This window comes from Spiribacter curvatus, assembly GCF_000485905.1.
GTDB classification, from domain to species: domain Bacteria; phylum Pseudomonadota; class Gammaproteobacteria; order Nitrococcales; family Nitrococcaceae; genus Spiribacter; species Spiribacter curvatus.
The window spans coordinates 1,784,832-1,799,316 of sequence record NC_022664.1 but is presented as its reverse complement, the minus strand read 5'-3'; the positions used below and the strand labels follow the sequence as shown (position 1 = coordinate 1,799,316).

The 14,485-nt window shown below is 65.9% G+C and carries 11 protein-coding genes; 7 read left to right on the top strand and 4 right to left on the bottom strand.

The window, feature by feature from the left end:
* The first annotated feature begins 13 nt into the window (after positions 1-13).
* The 7 genes from SPICUR_RS08815 to SPICUR_RS08785 all read left to right on the top strand — a co-directional run bounded on the left by SPICUR_RS08815 (position 14) and on the right by SPICUR_RS08785 (position 7,867).
* Positions 14-1,084 carry an ABC transporter ATP-binding protein gene (locus SPICUR_RS08815; protein ID WP_041381880.1) on the top strand — a complete coding sequence of 357 codons (1,071 nt, stop codon included), beginning with the start codon at positions 14-16 and terminating at the stop codon, positions 1,082-1,084.
* Positions 1,085-1,096: 12 nt separating this feature from the next.
* Complete coding sequence (locus SPICUR_RS08810) at positions 1,097-1,963, top strand: carbohydrate ABC transporter permease (RefSeq protein ID WP_041381878.1); 867 nt, start codon at positions 1,097-1,099, stop codon at positions 1,961-1,963.
* Positions 1,964-1,966: 3 nt separating this feature from the next.
* Positions 1,967-2,770 carry a carbohydrate ABC transporter permease gene (locus SPICUR_RS08805; protein ID WP_023368156.1) on the top strand — a complete coding sequence of 268 codons (804 nt, stop codon included), beginning with the start codon at positions 1,967-1,969 and terminating at the stop codon, positions 2,768-2,770.
* Between the two features lie 16 nt (positions 2,771-2,786).
* Entirely contained in the window at positions 2,787-3,086 is a 300-nt protein-coding gene (locus SPICUR_RS08800; protein WP_023368154.1) for a DUF2160 domain-containing protein, read from the top strand.
* 114 nt (positions 3,087-3,200) lie between these two features.
* Positions 3,201-4,946 carry an ABC transporter substrate-binding protein gene (locus SPICUR_RS08795; RefSeq protein ID WP_023368152.1) on the top strand — a complete coding sequence of 582 codons (1,746 nt, stop codon included), beginning with the start codon at positions 3,201-3,203 and terminating at the stop codon, positions 4,944-4,946.
* A gap of 144 nt (positions 4,947-5,090) precedes the next feature.
* Positions 5,091-7,568: a heavy metal translocating P-type ATPase gene (locus SPICUR_RS08790; RefSeq protein WP_023368150.1), complete on the top strand. Its 2,478-nt coding sequence runs from the start codon at positions 5,091-5,093 to the stop codon at positions 7,566-7,568.
* A gap of 2 nt (positions 7,569-7,570) precedes the next feature.
* Positions 7,571-7,867: a metal-sensitive transcriptional regulator gene (locus SPICUR_RS08785; protein ID WP_023368148.1), complete on the top strand. Its 297-nt coding sequence runs from the start codon at positions 7,571-7,573 to the stop codon at positions 7,865-7,867.
* 10 nt (positions 7,868-7,877) lie between these two features.
* Here the strand turns inward: SPICUR_RS08785 and SPICUR_RS08780 are convergent, their stop codons facing one another.
* The 4 genes from SPICUR_RS08780 to betI form a co-directional block, all read right to left on the bottom strand.
* Positions 7,878-10,583: a bifunctional acetate--CoA ligase family protein/GNAT family N-acetyltransferase gene (locus SPICUR_RS08780; protein WP_023368146.1), complete on the bottom strand. Its 2,706-nt coding sequence runs from the start codon at positions 10,581-10,583 to the stop codon at positions 7,878-7,880.
* Positions 10,584-10,707: 124 nt separating this feature from the next.
* Positions 10,708-12,369 (bottom strand): choline dehydrogenase, encoded by a 1,662-nt coding sequence (gene betA, locus SPICUR_RS08775; RefSeq protein WP_023368144.1) that lies wholly within the window; start codon positions 12,367-12,369, stop codon positions 10,708-10,710.
* A gap of 15 nt (positions 12,370-12,384) precedes the next feature.
* Complete coding sequence (gene betB / locus SPICUR_RS08770) at positions 12,385-13,848, bottom strand: betaine-aldehyde dehydrogenase (protein WP_023368142.1); 1,464 nt, start codon at positions 13,846-13,848, stop codon at positions 12,385-12,387.
* Positions 13,832-14,440 (bottom strand): transcriptional regulator BetI, encoded by a 609-nt coding sequence (betI, locus tag SPICUR_RS08765; RefSeq protein WP_041382556.1) that lies wholly within the window; start codon positions 14,438-14,440, stop codon positions 13,832-13,834. Before betI ends, betB begins: the two co-directional genes overlap by 17 nt.
* Between the last annotated feature and the right edge of the window lie 45 nt (positions 14,441-14,485).

The following is a 14,485-nucleotide window of genomic DNA, read 5'->3' as shown; positions in this document are numbered from 1 at the left end:
GCGGAAAAGAACAATGGCGCGAATAGAACTCAATCATCTGGCGCATCAATACGCCCCCGGGGGAGACTACGCCCTGCAGCCCATGCAGCATGTCTGGGAGGACGGGGGTGCCTATGCGCTGCTCGGTCCATCGGGCTGCGGCAAGACGACGCTGCTGAATATCATCTCCGGACTGGTCGAGCCCTCCGAGGGCAAGGTGATGTTCGGCGAGCAGGATGTGACGACCCTGTCACCCGAGCGCCGCAACATCGGCCAGGTTTTCCAGTTCCCGGTGATCTACGACACGATGACCGTGTTCGACAATCTGGCCTTCCCGCTGCGCAACCGGGGCATGGACGAGGGCTACATCACCCGGCGCGTGAACCACATCGCCGGGATGCTGAGCCTGGAGGACGTGCTCAAGCGACGCGCGAACAACCTCACCGCCGATGCGAAGCAGAAAATCTCGCTGGGTCGGGGACTGGTCCGCGAGGACGTCGCCGCGGTGCTGTTCGACGAGCCGCTGACGGTCATCGATCCGCATCTGAAATGGCAGCTGCGTCGGAAACTGCGCGAAATACACGAGCAGCTCAACCTGACGCTGGTCTATGTCACCCACGACCAGACCGAAGCACTGACCTTCGCCGACAAAGTGGTGGTCATGCTGGCTGGCCAGGTGCTGCAGGTGGGCACGCCACAGGCGCTCTTCGAGCGGCCCGCGCACACCTTCGTGGGCTATTTCATCGGCAGCCCGGGCATGAACTTCTTCGACTGCGAAGTGGATGGCAGCGAGGCCGTGGTGGGTGACATCCGCGTGCCGGTCGATCCGGCCATGGCCGAGGCCGCCCGGAATGCCGGTGGCCGGCTGCAGCTCGGGATCCGGCCGGAGCTCATCCGCCCGGCTGGCGCGGACGAGGCCGCGCATCTCATCAAGGTCGACAAGGTCGAGGATCTGGGCGACTACCTGCTGGTGACAGGCCAGCTCGGTGGCCATGAGGTCCATGTCCGGCTGGATGAATCCGGGACAATCGACAGCGACGGTCTACGGGTGGTGTTCCCCGTCGATAACGCGCTGCTGTATGCCGACGACAAGCTCGTCGGTTAAGGGGGAGGAAACGTGGAAAAGCGTGAATACCAATGGGCATGGTTGATGGTGCTGCCAGTGGTGCTGGTGGTGTCGTTCAGCGCCATCCTGCCGCTGATGACCGTCGTCAACTACTCGCTGCAGGATATCTTCGGTCCGAACTCCCGCTTCTTCGTGGGCACGGACTGGTTTACCGAAGTGCTGCGCGATCCGGCGCTGCACGGGGCGTTGATCCGGCAGCTGATCTTCTCGAGCGCGGTGCTGCTGATCCAGATCCCGCTGGGAGTCGGCCTGGCCTTGTGCATGCCTAAAAAGGGCCCCTGGGTCTCGGTGTCGCTGGTGCTGCTCGCGCTGCCGCTGCTGGTGCCGTGGAACGTGGTCGGTACCATCTGGCAGGTGTTCTCGCGCCCGGATGTCGGTTTTGCCGGAGTGATCCTCAACAGCATTGGCTTTGACTACAACTACACCGGTGACTCGCTGGATGCCTGGTTGACGGTTCTGGTCATGGACGTCTGGCACTGGACCTCACTGGTCATCCTGCTCTGCTATGCGGGTCTGCAGGCGATTCCCGATCCGTTCTACCAGGCCGCACGCATTGACGGCGCGTCGCGCTGGGCGGTGTTCCGCTACATTGAGCTGCCCAAGCTCAAGGGTGTGCTCCTGATCGCCGTGCTGCTGCGCTTCATCTTCAGTTTCCGGATCTACGCCGAGCCCTTCGTGCTGACCGGCGGCGGGCCCGGCAACTCCACGACATTCCTGAGCCAGAGCCTCGCCACAATGGCGGTGGGTCAGTTCGATCTGGGACCGGCGGCAGCGTTCTCGTTGATCTACTTCCTGATCATTCTGCTGTTCAGCTATGTGTTCTATCTGACCATTCTCAACATGGACCGGGAGGGCTAAGCCGTGGGTTCCAAACGACGCTATATCTTCCTGGCCGCCTGGCTGGTCTTCCTCATGCTGCCGATCTACTGGCTGCTCATGATGTCGCTGAAGACCAACCAGGAGATCCTCTCCAGCTTCACGCTGTGGCCGAAGGACCTGACGATCGCCAACTACGTCAAGATCTTCACCGATCCGACCTGGTATCCGGGCTACATCAACTCCACGCTCTATGTAGCGATGAACGTGGTGATCTCGCTCACCGTGGCGCTGCCGGCGGCCTATGCCTTCAGCCGTTATAACTTCCTGGGCGACAAGCATCTGTTCTTCTGGCTGCTCACCAACATCATGGCGCCGCCGGCGGTATTCCTGCTGCCGTTCTTCGAGCTTTATCAGAGTGCCGGGCTCTATGACACGCACATCGCCGTGGCACTGGCGCATACATTGTTCACGGTGCCGCTCGCGGTCTGGATCCTTGAGGGGTTCATGTCCGGCGTGCCCAAGGAGATCGATGAGACCGCCTATCTGGACGGCTACAGCTGGCCGCGGTTCTTCATCACGATCTTCCTGCCGCTGATCCGCTCCGGGGTGGGTGTCACGGCGTTCTTCTGCTTCATGTTCTCGTGGGTTGAGCTGCTCTTCGCGCGGACACTGACGTCCACCGATGCCAAGCCGATCGTGGTCACCATGACGCGGACGACCAGCGCTTCCGGCCTCGACTGGGGCCTGCTGGCCACCGCCGGCGTCCTGACGCTGGTGCCGGGTGCGCTGGTGATCTGGTTCGTCCGCAAGCACATCGCGCGTGGATTCGCGCTCGGCCGCGTCTAGTTGGAGTGACGACGATATGATGAACGAAGGATCAGGATTCAGTCTGGCGTGGATGGCCTGGACACAGCCGGTCGCCATTTTCTTCATCGCCATTGCATTGATGCTGGTGGTGTTCGGCGTGCTGCAGGTCGTGATGCCGACCTACGAGCGGCGCGGCTTCCTGCCGGTGCCGACCACCCGCGGCGACCGGCTGTTCATGAGCCTGCTGGGTTCCGCCTATATCCATCTCATCTGGCTGGCGTTTTCGGACGCGAGCCTTTTGTTCGCCTCAGGCATTGCCGTTGTCTATGCAGCGGTGATGCTACGCTGGGGCTGAAAGATTTACGGCTGCTGCGGCAGCCGTAGAGCACGAAGTGGGCAAGCATTGGATGGGCCAGTGCCACTGTCCTTGAGTAATGGGGGAATCATCCCCTTCCAGGAGGAGAAAAGCATGACAGAGCAGAAAAACGCCATGCGGCCTTTGACTGCGCTGGCGGTAGCTGCTGCCCTCGGTGTCGGTGGTCTGGGCAATGCCCAGGCGGCGACCGATGAGCAGATGGCCGTTGCCGAGCAGTACCTCGATGAGTTCCAGCCATCGACACTGACCCGCGAAGAGCAGCTCGAGCAGCTCGAGTGGTTCATCGACGCGGCGGAGCCCTTCCGCGGCATGGATGTCGACGTGGTGTCCGAGACCCTCGCGACGCATGAGTACGAGTCCAGTGTCCTCGCCGAGGCCTTTTCCGAGATCACCGGTATCAACCTGAACCACAACCTGATTGGTGAGGGTGACGTGATCGAGGCGGTGCAGACCGAGATGCAGTCCGGTGAGAGCATCTACGACGGCTATGTGAACGACGCCGACCTGATCGGTACACATTATCGTTATGGCCAGGTGATCCCGATCTCGGATTACATGGATGGTGAGGGCAGCGACGTGACGTCGCCGTACCTCGACCTTGATGACTTCATCGGTCTGGATGCGGCAACGGCCCCTGACGGTAAGCTCTACCAGCTGCCGGACCAGCAGTTCGCCAACGTCTACTGGTTCCGCTATGACTGGTTCCAGCGTGAGGACCTTCAGGCGCAGTTCGAGGACATCTACGGCTATGAGCTGGGTGTGCCGGTGAACTGGTCCGCCTACGAGGACATCGCCGAATTCTTCACCGAGAACGTCGACGAGCTCGGCGGCCGCGAAGTCTACGGTCATATGGACTATGGCAAGAAGGACCCGTCCCTGGGCTGGCGCTTCACGGACGCCTGGCTGTCCATGGCCGGTGCCGGTGACAAGGGTCTGCCGAATGGTCTGCCGGTCGACGAGTGGGGTATCCGCGTCGATGACTGCCATCCGGTCGGTTCCGACGTGACCCGGGGGGGTGCCGTCAATGGTCCGGCCGCCGTCTATGCACTGACCAAGTACATTGACTGGCTGGATGCCTACGCACCGCCGTCCGCGTCCGGTATGACCTTCTCCGAGGCAGGTCCTGTCCCGGCGCAGGGTCAGATCGCGCAGCAGATCTTCTGGTACACCGCCTTCACCGCTTCCATGGTCGAAGACGGCCTTCCGGTCGTGAACGAGGACGGTACGCCGAAGTGGCGGATGGCGCCTTCGCCCCATGGTCCCTATTGGGAAGAGGGCATGAAGGTCGGTTATCAGGACATCGGTTCCTGGACGTTCTTCGAGCATGCTGACCCCGACGCCCGTAAGGCGGCCTGGCTGTATGCCCAGTTCGTCACGTCCAAGGTCGTGTCGCTGAAAAAGACCCATGTGGGCCTGACGCCGATCCGGCAGTCCGACATCATGCATGAGTCGATGACGGAGCGGGCACCGGAGCTTGGCGGTCTCGTCGAGTTCTATCGGAGCCCCGCACGTGATCTGTGGACGGATACCGGTACGAACGTGCCTGACTATCCGCGTCTGGCGCAGCTCTGGTGGTCCAACGTGGCCTCAGCGGTCACGGGCGAGCGGACACCACAGGGCGCCATGGATAATCTGGCGGCCGAGCAGGATCGCATCATGGAGCGCCTCGAGCGGGCCGGTGTGCAGGAGAACTGTGGACCGCGCATGAACGAGGAGCGGAGTGCCGAGTACTGGTTCGACCAGCCCGGTGCACCCAAGCCTGCGCTGGATAACGAGAAGCCGCAGGGCGAGACCGTGCCCTACGACGAGCTCGTTGCCGAGTGGCGTGAGAGCATGTAATCCAGCGCATTCATTGCCTGGATGAACCAAAGGGGGCCTTCGGGCCCCCTTTTTTTTGTCCGGCGACAGCGGCTGGCCGGTTTGACCGGCCCCCCGGGGGGAGGGGTAGGCTGTCCGGACTGAAGTGAACGATCCGAGGTAGCCATGAGCGCACAGGCATTCGATTTCGAGGTCACCGGTCTGAACTGCGGGGGCTGCGTCAATCGGGCCGAACGTGCCATTCAGTCCGTGTCCGGCGTGCAGACCGCAACGGTCAGCCTGTCCACGGCGAAGGCCCATGTCGCTTTCGACGCGGGCAGCGATCCGGCCACCGGGCTGGCGCAGGTCGGCAGCCAGCTGGATGATGCAGGCTATCCGCCGCGCCACGAATCGCTCACCCTGGCACTCAGTGGAGTGACCTGCGGTGGCTGCATCCGCACGATCGAAAACGCGCTCAATGCACTGCCGGGCGTGCGCGAGGCCGCGGCGAATCTGAGCATGGGCACAGCGCAGGTCGACTATCTGCCGGGGGCCGTCACCACGAACGATATGATCGCCGCGGTCGAGGCGGTGGGTTATGGCGCCGAGACGGTGGATGACAGTGCGCAGGCGGGGCGCGATGGCGATGATGCCGCCGCCCGCGAGCAGGCGCAGCTGCGCCGGCGGATGGGCATCGCCGCGGCGTTCGCGGTGCCGTTGGTGGTCATCGCCATGGGCCGGCATGTGCCTGGGGGCACGGCCTGGTTCGGCCAGTGGCTGCCGGAGCGCGCCTGGATCGCCGTCGAGTGGCTGCTCGCCACCCCCATTGTGTTCTGGGCCGGGCTGGATTTCTTTCGCAAGGGTGTCAAGGAAATGCGCCATCGTGCCCCGGCGATGAGCAGTCTGGTCATGATCGGCGCGGGTTCGGCCTATGGCTACTCACTGCTCGCGTTATGGGTGCCGGGCATCTTCCCGGCGGGCACGGCGGGCAGCTACTTCGAGGCGTCGGGCGTGATCGTTACCCTGATACTGCTTGGCCGCTATCTCGAGCAGATCGCCCGTGGCCGCACGTCGATGGCCATCAAACGCCTGCTCGGCATGCAGGCACGCACCGCCCGCGTGCTCCGCGAAGCGGGTGCGATCGAGGTGGATATCGACAGCGTCGAGCGTGGTGAGGCGGTGATGATCCGCCCCGGTGAGCGTATTCCAGTGGACGCGACCCTCACCGAGGGCCAATCCCGGGTGGACGAGTCGATGATCACCGGCGAGCCGGTCCCCGTCGCCAAGGCGGCGGGGGATCGCCTCGTGGCCGGGACCGTCAATGGTCAGGGCTCGTTGACCGCCCGCGTGACCGAGGTCGGCGGTGATACGGTGCTCGCCCAGATCATCGGCATGGTCGAAAAGGCGCAGGCCGAGAAGCCCCCGATCCAGCAGATGGCGGACCGCATCGCCGGCGTATTTGTCCCGGTGGTACTGGTCATCGCCCTGCTCACCGCCGCCATCTGGCTGACCATCGGCCCCGAGCCGGTGCTCTCTTATGCCTTTGTCGCCACCGTGAGCGTCCTGCTCATCGCCTGCCCCTGCGCCATGGGGCTCGCAACCCCGACGGCGGTGATGGTCGCGACCGGCAAGGGCGCCGAGAACGGCCTGCTGCTGCGCCGCGGGGCCGCGCTCGAGTCGCTGGCCCAGGCCGACACGATGGTGCTGGACAAGACCGGGACGCTGACCCTCGGTCGCCCACAGCTCACCGATCTGGTGGTGCCCACCGGCAGCGAAGACGAGGCGCTCGCGCTGATGGCCGCGGTGGAAACGCACAGCGAGCATCCGCTGGGTCAGGCGCTGGTGTCGGCCGCCGCGGCGCGTGATCTGGCCGTGCCCACGGCCACCGAGTTCGAGGCGGTCACCGGCTACGGCGTCCAGGCCACGGTGGCGGGGCGGTATGTGCATATCGGAGCCGCCCATTACATGGAATGGCTGGGTGTCGATATCGCCGCTGTCCAGACCGAGGCGCAGGCGCTGATGCGAGCGGCGAAGACACCGGTCTTTGCCGCCGTGGATGGCCAGCTCCTGGGCGTTGCGGCGGTCGCCGATCCGCCGCGTCCGGAGAGTGAGGGCGTGATCGCTGCCCTTCGTGAGCGGGGGCTGCGGATCGCCATGGTCACCGGTGACGAGGCCGCGACGGCCAATGCACTGGCCGAGCGGCTGGGGATCGATGAGGTGATGGCCGGTGTGCTGCCGGATGGCAAGGCCCGTGAGGTCCAGCGTCTACAGGGCGAGGGGCGTCGGGTCGCGTTCGTTGGCGATGGCATCAATGATGCACCGGCGCTCGCCCAGGCCGATGTCGGCATGGCCATCGGTACCGGGACCGACGTGGCCATCGAGGCCGGCGATGCGGTGCTGATGCGCGCCGATCTCAACGGCCTGATCGATGCGGTGGCGCTGGCGCGCCGGACCTATCGCACGATCAAGGGCAACTTCATCTGGGCCTATGGCTATAACGTCCTGCTGATCCCGGTGGCGGCGGGATTATTGTTCCCGCTGACCGGCTGGCTGCTCAATCCCATGGCGGCAGCCGGGGCGATGAGCCTGTCGAGCCTGTTTGTGCTGACCAATTCACTGCGCCTGCGGCGGTTCCGTCCGTCGCCGGCGGTCACGGAGGCCTGACCATGACGGATCCAAGCGATCACTGCCATCTCGCCCTCGACCCCACGGTCCGCGACACGGCCCGCCAGCGGCTGGCCTCGATCCGGGGCCATGTCGAGGGGATCGTGCGCATGCTCGAGCGCGACGATGTCTACTGCGTGGATGTGCTCCGGCAGCTCAAAGCCGTCGACGGCGCGCTGGAGAAGGTGGGCGATACGGTGCTGCGCAGCCACCTCCACCATCACGTCACCAGTGCCCGCGAGCGCGGGGATGCCGATTTGATCGTCGACGAGCTCATGGAGATCATGAAATACCGCTAGCGCCGCCGCCTCAGAGCGGCAGCGTCACGCGCATGATGTCACGGTCCTCGGCATCCGTGTGCTGGCTGAACCCCAGGTGGTTGCAGAGCGTGAGCATGGGCTGGTTCTCGCGCAGCACATCGCCCTCGATCTCGCCAATCCCGCGCTCGCGGGCGTAGTCGATGACATGCTCCATCAACAGCCGCCCGAGCCCCTGGCGGGTCAGGTCATGGCGGACGATGATCGAGTACTCCGCCTTCTCGTCGTCCGGATCGGCGTGAATATGCACCGCGCCATACAGCTCGGCCTCGCCGGGTACCTTGTCGGCATCGGTGATGATCAGCGCCATCTCGCGGTTGTAGTCGATCTGCGTGAATCGCGCCGCGGCCATGTGGCTCATCTGCTTCATCGGGGCGAAGAAGCGCAGCCGGATCTGCTCCGGCGTCAGATGGGCGAACGCCCGATGCAGCGCCGGCTCATCCTCGGGAACGATCGGCCGCAGCAGGTACTCGACGCCATCGTCGGCCACGACCGTCTTCTCGAGCTTGCGCGGATAGGGCCGGATCGCCAGGCGCTTGGTACCGGTGCCGTTCTCGCCGATCCGCACCCGCGCATCGAGGGCCACGACGCCATCGGCGGAGGCGAGCAGCGGATTGATATCAAGCTCCTTGACCCGCGAGATATCCGCCGCGATCTGGGCGATGCGGGTCAGGGTCAGCGCGATGGCCTCCATGTCCGCCGGGCGCCGGTCACGATAGCCCTGGAGCTGGCGATAGACGCGGGTGCGGCTGATCATGTCGCCGGCGAGTTTCATGTTGAGCGGCGGCAGGGCAAGGGACTGGTCCTTGATCACCTCCACCGCCGTGCCGCCCTGACCGAACAGGATCACAGGGCCGAACTGGGCGTCCTCGGTGAATCCGGCGATCAACTCCCACGCCCCGGCACGTTTGACCATCGGCTGGACGCTGAAGCCCTGTAGATCAGCGTTGGGATAGGTCTCCGCCACCCGACGGCGCATGGCCTCGGCGGCATGATGGACCTGATCGGCATCCTCGAGGTCGAGGGCGACACCGCCGACATCGCTTTTATGCGTGATGTCCTTGGAGAGGATCTTGATCGCGGCCGGATAACCGAGCCGATCGGCGGCCGCTGCCGCCGCCTCTGGCGACTCCGCGACCTCGGTGGAGACCACCTCGACGCCGAATGCGGCGAGCAGCTGCTTGGCCTCCGGCTCGCTGAGGATCTCGCGGTCTTCCGCCGCCGCCTGTTCCACCAGCTGATGGGCGGTGTCGTAGTCCGGCGTGAAAAGCGCCGGCACCGATGGCGGTGTCTGGAGCAGCTGTTCCTGGTTATGCCGGTACTCGACCATGTGCATGAACGCGCGGACCGCCGCCTCGGGGGTGTTATAGCTGGGGATGTTCGCCTCCGAAAAGCGCCGCCGGGCGTGCTGCGCGGTGTGCTCGCCGACCCAGCAGGTGAGCAGCTTCGGCTGCTTGTCCCGGTTGCCCTTGCGCGTCTGCTGCCGGCCCTGCTCGGCAATGACCGCCTCGGCCGCGTCCATGCTGTCGGCAACGGCGGTGGGGCAGTTCAGGACCAGGATGGCATCGGCCGCGTCGCTGTCCGCCATGATCGACAGCGAATCGGCATAGCGCTTGCCGGGGGCATCCCCGATGATGTCCACCGGATTGCCGTGCGACCAGGTCGGTGGCAGCACCTCGTTGAGGGCCTGCACCGTCTCGTCCGGCAGGGTTGAGAGATCGCCGCCATGACCGATCAGGGCGTCGGTGGCGAGCACGCCGATCCCGCCGCCGTTCGTGAGGATCGCCAGCCGGTCGCCGTTGGGCGTGCCGGTGGTGGCGAGTGTCTCCACCGCGGCGAACAGCTCACCGAGGGTGTCGACCCGCAGCATGCCGGCGCGCCGGAAGGCGGCGTCGTAGACCTTGTCCGAACCCGCCAGGGCGCCGGTATGGGAGGCTGCCGCCTGGGCACTGGCGGCGTGGCGGCCGGATTTGACCACGATCACCGGTTTCATGCGCGCCGCCGCCCGGGCCGCCGACATGAACTTGCGGGCATCGGTAATGGCCTCGGCGTAGAGCAGGATGGCCTTGGTGTCGGGATCGTTGGCGAGATAGTCGATGGTATCGCCGAAGTCGACGTCGGCCATGTCGCCGAGCGAGATCATGTGAGAGAAGCCGATCCCGCGGCGCTCGGCCCAATCGAGCACGGAAGTGACGATGGCGCCGGACTGGGTGACGAAGGCGATCCGTCCCTGCGGCGGTGCCAGATGGGCGAAACTCGCATTCAGGCCGAAGCCGGGCACGAGGATGCCCAGGCAGTTGGGACCGATGATGCGGGTCAGGTACGGTCGGGCGGCATCCAGCGCCTGCTGTCGCAGCGCCATGCCCTCGGCGTCATCGCCCTCGCCGAATCCGGCGGTGATGACCACCACGCCGCGGGTGCCGCGCTCGGCGAGCTGGCGGACCACATCCGGCACCGTTTTGGGCGGCGTGCAGACGACGGCCAGATCCGGTGTCACTGGCAGCTCGTCGATGGAGGTATAGCTCAGCACGCCCTCAATGGACTGGTGCTTGGGATTGACCGGCATGATCGGCCCGTCGAATCCCCCGTTGAACAGATTGCGCGCCAGCACCGCGCCAACCGATCCGGGCCGCCGGCTGGCGCCGACAATGGCAATGGAGCGGGGTTTGAAAAGGGCGTCGAGGTTGCGGACGGTCATCGGGGAATACTCCTGCTACAGCTATGTTGCATAGCAGCATTGTAACGCAGGACGGCGGGTTGGTTGTGAGTGAATGGACAACCCGATGTGGCCGGCCGGCATCGCCGGCCACCCGGGCACCCGGTCAGCGCTGTCGATCCTGCCAGTCCGCGGCGGCGTACCAGGGCTGGGGATCGGACTCGGTCTCCCGGCCACGGACGCGGTCGGCAAGCTTCTCGGCGATCATGATCGTTGGCGCGTTGAGGTTGCCGGTGGTGATCCGCGGCATGATCGAGGCGTCGATGACCCGCAGGCCCGCGACGCCGTGCACCCGGCCGTCGCCATCGACCACCGCCGCCGGGTCGCCGGCCGTCCCCATCCGACAGGTCCCGCTGGGGTGATAGGCGCTCTCGCCATGGGCGCGGACCCAGGCATCGATATCGGCATCGCTCTGCACCTCGGGGCCGGGCGACAGGGGCCGGTCACGGAACCGGTCCATGGGCGACTGTTCGATGACCTCGCGGGTGAGTCGCACCGCATCGCGCATCTCGCGGCGGTCCCGCTCGGTGGCCATGTAGTTGAACACGATCCAGGGAGCGGCGGTGGGGTCGCTGCTCTCGAGGGTCACACGGCCACGGCTTTCCGGGCGCATCGGACCGACATGGGCCTGAAAGCCGTGGCAGTCAGCCGACACGCTGCCGTCATAGCTGAGCGCGATGGGCATGAAGTGATACTGCAGGTTGGGATAGGGCACGCCCGCCTCGCTGCGGATGAAGCCACCCGACTCGAAGTGGTTGGTGGCGCCCAGTCCGCCGCGGGTGGTCAGCCACTGGATCCCGATGCGCGCCTGGTTCCAGGGCTTGAGGGCACTGAACAGGGTGATCGGCTCGCGACAGGCGTACTGCACATACACCTCGAGGTGGTCCTGGAGGTTCTCGCCGACGCCGGGCAGATCCTGCTGGACGTCGATGCCGTGGCCCTGCAGTGCCGCCGCGGGACCGATGCCCGAGCGCATCAGGATCTGGGGTGAGTTGATCGCACCGGCGCAGAGCAGTACCTCCTGATCGGTACGCGCCTCGCGGGTCTCGTTGCGATAGCGGTAGCGCACGCCGGTGGCGCGATCACCGTCGAATGACAGGGTCTCGGTCAGCGCCCGGGTCCGCAGGGTCAGGTTGGGCCGGCGCATGATGGGGCGCAGATAGGCATTGGCCGTCGACCAGCGCACACCGTTGCGGGTGGTCATGAACATCGGCCCGAAGCCTTCCTGCTGGTAGCCGTTCATGTCCTCGGTCTCGGGATAGCCCGCCGCGACGCCGGCATCGACGAAGGCCCGGTAGAGCGGATTGCGCATGGACCCGGTGGTGACATGCAGCGGCCCGTCACTGCCGTGATAGGCATTGCTGCCCTGATCGAAATCCTCGGCGCGGCGGAAATAGGGCAGCACCTTGTCGTAGCGCCATGCCTCGAGACCGAAATCATCGGCCCAGCCCTCATAGTCCAGGGCATTGCCGCGGACATAGGCCATGCCGTTGATGGACGACGAGCCCCCCAGGACATGGCCGCGGGGGCAGTCCATGCGGCGGTTGTCCATGCTCGGCTCGGGCTCGGTGGCATAGCCCCAGTTGTAGCGCTTGCTGCCCATGGGCTTATCAAAGGCCGAGGGCATATGGATCCAGAGGCTGTAATCCATGGGGCCGGCCTCGAGCAGCAGGACCCGGCAGTCCGGATCCTCCGTGAGCCGGCTGGCGAGCACGGCGCCGGCCGATCCGGCACCGATGATGACGTAGTCGAAGGTTTCGGTCTGCATACGCGGGTCCCGTTCTCAGTAGGGCGCATCGACGCCGGTGGTGGCGACGAACACGCTTTTCAGCTGGCTGTAGTGCTCGAGGGCGTGGCGGCTGTTCTCGCGGCCGATCCCTGACTGGCGCATGCCGCCGAATGGCATCTCGATGGGCGTGAGGTTGTAGTGGTTGATCCAGATGACCCCCGCCTTCACCGCCGCCGCCACCCGATGGGCGCGCTGCAGATCGGTGGTGAACACGCCGCCGGCGAGGCCATAGGGGGTGTCGTTGGCGCGGCGGATGACCTCGGTCTCGTCGCGGAACGGCAGGATGGTCATCACCGGGCCGAAGATCTCCTCGCGGGCGATGACGCAGTCATCGTCGTCGACCCGGAAGACGGCCGGCGAGACGAAGGCGCCATCCGGGCAGCCCTCGACTGTCACCGCCTCGCCGCCGATCAGGCGCCGGGCGCCCTGCGCCTCGCCGCGGTGGATGAAATCGAGGACATGGTCGCGGTGCGCGGGCGAGATGAGTGCCCCGATGTCGGTGTCGGGATCGGCCGGATCACCGATCCGCAGCTGCCGCGTGCGAGCCACTACCCGCTCGATAAAGTCATCGATCACCGCTTCATGGACATAGACCCGGGTGCCGTTGGTGCAGATCTCGCCCTGGGTGTAGAAGTTGCCCAGCAGCGCGCCCGAGACCGCGTCATCCAGCGAGGCATCGTCGAATACGATCAGTGGCGATTTGCCGCCCAGCTCCATGGTGACCGCCTTGAGGGTGTCGGCGGCATCGCGCATCACCGCCTTACCGGTGCCGACCTCGCCGGTGAGCGAGATCTTGTCGATATCCGCATGCCGGGTCAGTGCCTGACCGGTCTCCGCCGCGCCCTGGACGACGTTGAAGAGTCCCGGCGGCAGCCCTGCCTCGGCGAGGATCTCTGCGAACCGCAGCGCTGACAGCGGCGTCAGCTCGGCGGGCTTGAAGACCATCGCGTTACCGGCGGCCAGCGCGGGCGCGGTCTTCCAGGCGGCGATCTGGAGGGGATAGTTCCAGGCACCGATGCCGCCGCAGACGCCGAGCGGCTCGGGGCGGGTATAGAAAAAGCCACCGTCCACCGTCTGGTATTCACCCTGCAGACTGGCCGCCTGACCGGCGAAGTACTCGAGGCAGTCCGCCGCCGAATCGACATCCGCCTCGGGTGTCTCGGCGATGGGCTTGCCGCCGTCGAGGCATTCCAGCCGGGCGAGCTCGTCACGGTGTGCGCGCACCGCCGCGGCGGCCGCCGCCAGAATGCGCCCGCGCTCGACGCCGGAACGGGCCGCCCAGTCGACCTGTGCGGCCCGGGCGCTGCGCACGGCGGCATCGACGTCGCCGGCATCGGCCTCAGCGACCCTTGCCAGGAGGGCGCCGGTGGCCGGGTTGCGGGTCTCGAAGCGTTGCTGGCGGTGGCTGTCGACGGCGGTATTGTCGATCCACAGCAGCTGATCAGGCGGATTCGGCATGCGGGCCTCCGGTCAGTGCATGGAGTTCGGAATCGAGGTAGCGGTGGGCCAGGGCGCGGGCGGCGTCGACATCCAGTCCGCCGGTGCGCAGGCTCGCCCGCAGCCACAGACCATCGATCATCACACCCAGGCCCTCGGCGAGCCGCACCGCCTCCGGGCGGGGCAGGAAGGCGGACAGGGCATGCGTGAGGTTGCTCTCCAGCCGGCGGGTGACGACGTTCTGGATGCGGGCGAGGCTGGGCACATGGTTGACCTGCGCCCAGAACGATAGCCACGAGCTGACGATCACCTCGCCGGACTGGCTGGCGGCGAAATTGGCGTCAATGATGGCCCTGACCCGGGGCAGGCCGGCCGCGGTGCCGGCGCGGGCGGCGCGGTATTCGCGCCCCAGCGAGCGGACCAGCGACAGGTAGGTCGCGGCGAGCAACTGGCGTTTGTCACCGAAGTAGTGCGCCACCAGCCCGGGCGATATGCCCGCCTGCTGGCCGACCCGACCGAGTGTGGTCGCCTGCAGCCCCTGATCGTGGATCACATGCAGTGTCGCCTCGATGAGCTGCTGCCGGCGCACCGCCTCCATTCCTTTCCGCGCCATGCGTCGTTCCCTTTCGTTGATGCCGACCATTCTATGCTTCATTGA

Excerpts from the sequence above, each read along its gene's own strand:
- SPICUR_RS08815 (WP_041381880.1), top strand. The coding sequence starts at position 14 with ATGGCGCGAATAGAACTCAATCATCTGGCGCATCAATACGCCCCCGGG.
- SPICUR_RS08800 (WP_023368154.1), top strand. The coding sequence starts at position 2,787 with ATGATGAACGAAGGATCAGGATTCAGTCTGGCGTGGATGGCCTGGACA.
- SPICUR_RS08795 (WP_023368152.1), top strand. The coding sequence starts at position 3,201 with ATGACAGAGCAGAAAAACGCCATGCGGCCTTTGACTGCGCTGGCGGTA.
- SPICUR_RS08790 (WP_023368150.1), top strand. The coding sequence starts at position 5,091 with ATGAGCGCACAGGCATTCGATTTCGAGGTCACCGGTCTGAACTGCGGG.
- SPICUR_RS08785 (WP_023368148.1), top strand. The coding sequence starts at position 7,571 with ATGACGGATCCAAGCGATCACTGCCATCTCGCCCTCGACCCCACGGTC.
- SPICUR_RS08780 (WP_023368146.1), bottom strand. The coding sequence starts at position 10,583 with ATGACCGTCCGCAACCTCGACGCCCTTTTCAAACCCCGCTCCATTGCC.
- betA (WP_023368144.1), bottom strand. The coding sequence starts at position 12,369 with ATGCAGACCGAAACCTTCGACTACGTCATCATCGGTGCCGGATCGGCC.
- betB (WP_023368142.1), bottom strand. The coding sequence starts at position 13,848 with ATGCCGAATCCGCCTGATCAGCTGCTGTGGATCGACAATACCGCCGTC.
- betI (WP_041382556.1), bottom strand. The coding sequence starts at position 14,440 with ATGGCGCGGAAAGGAATGGAGGCGGTGCGCCGGCAGCAGCTCATCGAG.